This is a genomic window from Robiginitalea sp. (genome assembly GCF_049588695.1).
Taxonomy (GTDB): domain Bacteria; phylum Bacteroidota; class Bacteroidia; order Flavobacteriales; family Flavobacteriaceae; genus Robiginitalea.
This window is the reverse complement of sequence record NZ_JBAVZJ010000567.1, coordinates 1-4,211: the sequence shown is the minus strand read 5'-3', so window position 1 is coordinate 4,211 and position 4,211 is coordinate 1. Positions and strand designations below refer to the sequence as shown.

Annotated in this window: 4 protein-coding genes; 1 reads left to right on the top strand and 3 read right to left on the bottom strand. The window is 48.5% G+C overall.

Annotated elements, in window-relative coordinates; translation table 11 throughout:
• Positions 1-19 precede the first annotated feature (19 nt).
• Positions 20-1,960: an alpha-amylase family glycosyl hydrolase gene (locus WBV75_RS13025; RefSeq protein ID WP_424121020.1), complete on the top strand. Its 1,941-nt coding sequence runs from the start codon at positions 20-22 to the stop codon at positions 1,958-1,960.
• Position 1,961: 1 nt separating this feature from the next.
• On the opposite strand, the gene WBV75_RS13020 is transcribed toward WBV75_RS13025, so the two are convergent.
• From WBV75_RS13020 to WBV75_RS13010, 3 genes are all read right to left on the bottom strand, one after another.
• Positions 1,962-3,098 carry an ATP-binding protein gene (locus tag WBV75_RS13020; RefSeq protein ID WP_424121019.1) on the bottom strand — a complete coding sequence of 379 codons (1,137 nt, stop codon included), beginning with the start codon at positions 3,096-3,098 and terminating at the stop codon, positions 1,962-1,964.
• On the bottom strand, positions 3,095-3,844 hold the full coding sequence (locus WBV75_RS13015; RefSeq protein ID WP_424121018.1) for an SDR family NAD(P)-dependent oxidoreductase: 750 nt from the start codon (positions 3,842-3,844) through the stop codon (positions 3,095-3,097). Before WBV75_RS13015 ends, WBV75_RS13020 begins: the two co-directional genes overlap by 4 nt.
• A gap of 12 nt (positions 3,845-3,856) precedes the next feature.
• Positions 3,857-4,211 (bottom strand): aldo/keto reductase (locus WBV75_RS13010; RefSeq protein WP_424121017.1); only part of this gene is annotated, 355 nt, incomplete at its 5' end.

Below are 4,211 nucleotides of genomic sequence, written 5' to 3'. Positions count from 1 at the left end.
CTCTTAAGGCCATCCTAAAATGAACCAGGCAGCGATTCATAAAACCCTTGCCGGAAAACCCGGAAGGAAACCTACTCCCGGAAAGCTCAAAGACCTATTTGAGATGAGACGGGCCGCCAATTTCACCCTGATTCAGGATTTGTTCTTTTCCCTCTATCCGGAGGCGCGGTACGCGGCATCTTTTCAAAATCTTCAAAAACTCCTGTCCTCACAATACAAAAACAGGCCGGCAGCTCTTAAACTTCAGGACATAGAACGGCAGGGAGAAGGAAACTGGTATCAGTCCGGGGCGTGGACAGGTATGCAGCTTTACGTAGACCGGTTTTGTGGGGACCTGAAAAAACTGAAAGAAAAACTACCTTATTTCGAAGCCCTTGGAATCAATTTCCTGCACCTGATGCCGATCACCAAAAGACCTTCAGGCCCGAATGATGGAGGGTATGCGGTAAACAGTTATACAGAAATTGATCCGACTTACGGTACTGAAGAGGATTTCATTGAGCTTACAAAAGCAATGCGTGAAAAAGGCATTTGCCTGATGCTCGATTTTGTGGTTAACCACACCTCGGATGAGTTCCCCTGGGCCCTGGAAGCCAAGTCGGGTAATCTCAAATATCAGGAGTTTTACTATACATTTCCGGACAGAAACATGCCCGACCTCTTCGAAGCGCATTTACCCGAGGTATTCCCGGAAACGTCTCCCGGGAATTTTACCTACAGTACGGAAATGGAGCGCTGGGTAATGACCGTATTTAATACCTATCAGTGGGATTTGAACTATACCAATCCGGTCGTATTCCTCTCCATGTTGGAAAACCTGCTGGAGCTTTCCAACAAAGGAGTTGATGTAATCCGGTTTGATGCCCTGGCGTTTTTGTGGAAAAAAATTGGAACAGTCTCCCAAAACCTGCCGGAAGCACATCAGCTGGTCTCCTTGTTCAGGCTTTGTCTCCAGGTGGTGGCGCCCGGGGTGATTATTCTGGCAGAGGCTATCGTGGCCCCTGAGGAAATTGTAGCGTATTTTGGAAAAGGTATCCTTAAGGGAAATGAATGTGAGATCGCCTACAACGCCACTTTTATGGCCTGTTTATGGAATTCGGTAGCCACCAAAAAGACAAATCTTCTGAGGCGTAGTCTGCGGGGGCTCCCTCCTAAACCCGATGCATCCACCTGGATTAACTATATACGGTGCCACGATGATATCGGCCTGGGATTTGACGACTCGCACATCTCCGCCCTGGGTTGGGACCCGCAAACACATCGTAGGTTCCTGCTCGACTATTTCTGTCAACGCCTGGACTGGAGTCCGGCAAAAGGAGCTGTTTTTATGTACAACCCCTTTACGGGAGATGGTCGGATTACAGGGAGTACTGCTTCCCTTTTGGGCCTGGAGCAGGCCATCGAAGAGAAAGATGTCCTCAAAATCACCTCATCCGTGAACAAAATCCTGATGATGTATGGAATCATCCTCGCAGCTCCCGGCATCCCCCTGATCTATGCCGGGGATGAATTAGGAATGTTAAACGACTATTCCTATATGGCGGAAGCCGACAAAGTAATGGACAGCCGGTGGATCAACCGGCCCCTGCACGACTGGGAAACCGTCTCGGGGCTGGGTACAGTAGAAAATCACGCCTCCAGGATTTATTTTGGACTGCAGCACCTGATTGCTCTCCGCAAGGAGCTCCCAGCCCTGGCAGATGCACGCAGTGTAACGTACCACGATGCAGGAAACGACCACCTTCTCGTCTTTGAAAGGGATGGAGAAACGGAGAATGGCGTGCTGATCCTCGCAAATTTTGATGAAAACCCCCAGGTGGTGCGCACCTCCCTCCTTTCGGCCCTGGGCTATATGGACAAGGGTCAATTTCAAAACCTGATTGATGGAAAAAAACAAAAGGTCCGGAGCGGGTTGCTTGAGCTATCCCCTGCAGAACTTTTGTGGCTGCCAAAATGTTGAACTAATTATAGCGCACTTTTCGAAGAATCCGCAGGGCTTCCTTCAGGGACTGGTAGATTTGCAAATCGATGTTTTTGAGAAATTTCCGGGAAGACTGTAACTGCGCTTCTGCCTCTTCAAAACCGTTGAGATAGCAGATGAGCGATGTGGCCGGAAAGCGCTGGAGATCCTTCAGCTCGGAAGGTTTCAGGGCGAGTCCTTTCCCCAGTTTCGCCAGGAGTGCTTTGTTTGTATTCAAAATATGGTGGAGTGTCTTCCGCTCGTATTGGGGCGGATCAAAAATAAGTTCACCAAACATCTGATACGTTCCATTGTCAGCAAATTCAATAGTGACTTTTTCCAAAGGATAATATCGCTTCTGATCGTCCAGGCCCAGGTAGATATATTCGGTGATATAAAAGGAATCCGCATCCCAGGCAATGGCAACCTCATCAAGTGAAGAGTAAAAAAGTTTTACCTGTTCGTTTATAAGTTCGATATCTACGCGGGAGTAGTACACCTCATCCCGAACTTCTTTCCTGTTGCCGGCCCAACAGACCACAAACTGCTCCTTAAAGACCTTGTAATGGCTGCTCAGGTCTTTGTGGCGGTAGTTGATAAAATCGATAACACCGTCGAGTGTCAGTTCTATATTATTTCTGGCGTGACGCTCAATTTGCGCTACTGTGGCCGAATTGGTGTCTCGCAGGGAAATGTCAAAATGCTTTGGTATGCTGATGCTTCCTTCCCGAAAAAAAACAGCTCCCCCATAATACTTCCAGATATTTCGCCTGAGGGAACAGATTTTGCCGGATGAGCTTATAGTTACAAGTCCTACCACCCTTCCTTCGGGCAAATTGGGGAAAAGGACGTTTTCATAGGAAATCAAGGGTGGGTTATCCAGGTAGGCGTTGACCAGGTTTTGGATCTTGCTGTCATCAAAAAAATCAACCCCGAGAATTTCATTATCCTCATCCTCAACACCGATGACGATATACGAACGGCTATTGGGATTGCTGTTTGCCAAAGCGCAAACGTGTTTCAGGAACTTGGCTTTTCCTTCCCTTCGACTGATATCAATTACCCGCTTTTTGTCATAAAAACTGTTCTCGTCATTGTGGGCGAGCAGATTTTTAATCAGCAGTCGTTTGTTGATCATTTGGCTTTACGAACAATGGTACTACTCGCCTGATCGGTTGGCATGACCACCAAATCGGCGATATTTACATGTGCAGGCCGGCTTAGTACGAACGAGATAATCTCTGCGATATCCTCAGGAGTGAGCGGGTGAAATCCCTGGTATACGGCCGAGGCCCTGGGAGAATCCCCTTTAAAGCGAACCTCGCTGAATTCAGTTTGAACTAGCCCCGGGTTTACGGCTCCCACACGCACCCCGTGTTCATTGAGATCAATCCGAAGGGCCTGATTTATGGCGTCTACTGCAAATTTACTCGCGCAATACACATTCCCTTTGGGGTATACTTCTTTTCCCGCCGTAGACCCAATATTGATAATTTGGGGGTTCCCCGATTTTAGTAATACAGGCAGGATGGCTTTGGTTACATATAACAATCCCTTGACGTTTATGTCGATCATGGCATCCCAGTCCTCCAGGCTCCCCTTGTCTATGGCATCCATCCCGTGTGCATTTCCCGCATTGTTAACCAGGACATCTATCTCTTTGAATACCCCGGGCAATGATGCCACGGCATCAAACACCTCCTGCTTATCCCGGACATCAAAACACAGGGTATGTACTGCGTCTCCCCATTTCTCTTTTAAGGCTTTAAGTCGGGCTTCCCGACGCCCACAGGCAATGATCCGAAACCCTTGTTCCGCAAGTAATTCTGCCGTAGCCCTTCCTATACCGCTACTGGCACCCGTTATAAAAACCGTACGACTCATATTTCTATTTGTTTATGGTACTTTTTCTCCACGGCTCGCCACAAGCAGGGTAAACCAGTCCTCCAACTCCAGGTCCAGGTCCAGGGCCTCCATCGATTCTTTAAGGCGCGTGGTCCGGGTTGTCCCGACTACCGGATGGATCCCGGCCGGATGGCGAAGGAGCCAGGCCAATAAGAGCTGGCTTTCGGTCACCTGATATTTTTCACATAGCGACTCCATGGATTGTGAAATTCGCGTATTTTGTTCGTTCTGCTCCCGGAAATAACTCCCCAAAGGACTCCAGGACATGGCTGTGCGACCGTTTATGATACAATCATCCAATACCCCGTCCCACAGGGAGGTGTCTTCTGTCAGAGAACATTCAAAC

Excerpts from the sequence above, each read along its gene's own strand:
- WBV75_RS13025 (WP_424121020.1), top strand. The coding sequence starts at position 20 with ATGAACCAGGCAGCGATTCATAAAACCCTTGCCGGAAAACCCGGAAGG.
- WBV75_RS13020 (WP_424121019.1), bottom strand. The coding sequence starts at position 3,098 with ATGATCAACAAACGACTGCTGATTAAAAATCTGCTCGCCCACAATGAC.
- WBV75_RS13015 (WP_424121018.1), bottom strand. The coding sequence starts at position 3,844 with ATGAGTCGTACGGTTTTTATAACGGGTGCCAGTAGCGGTATAGGAAGG.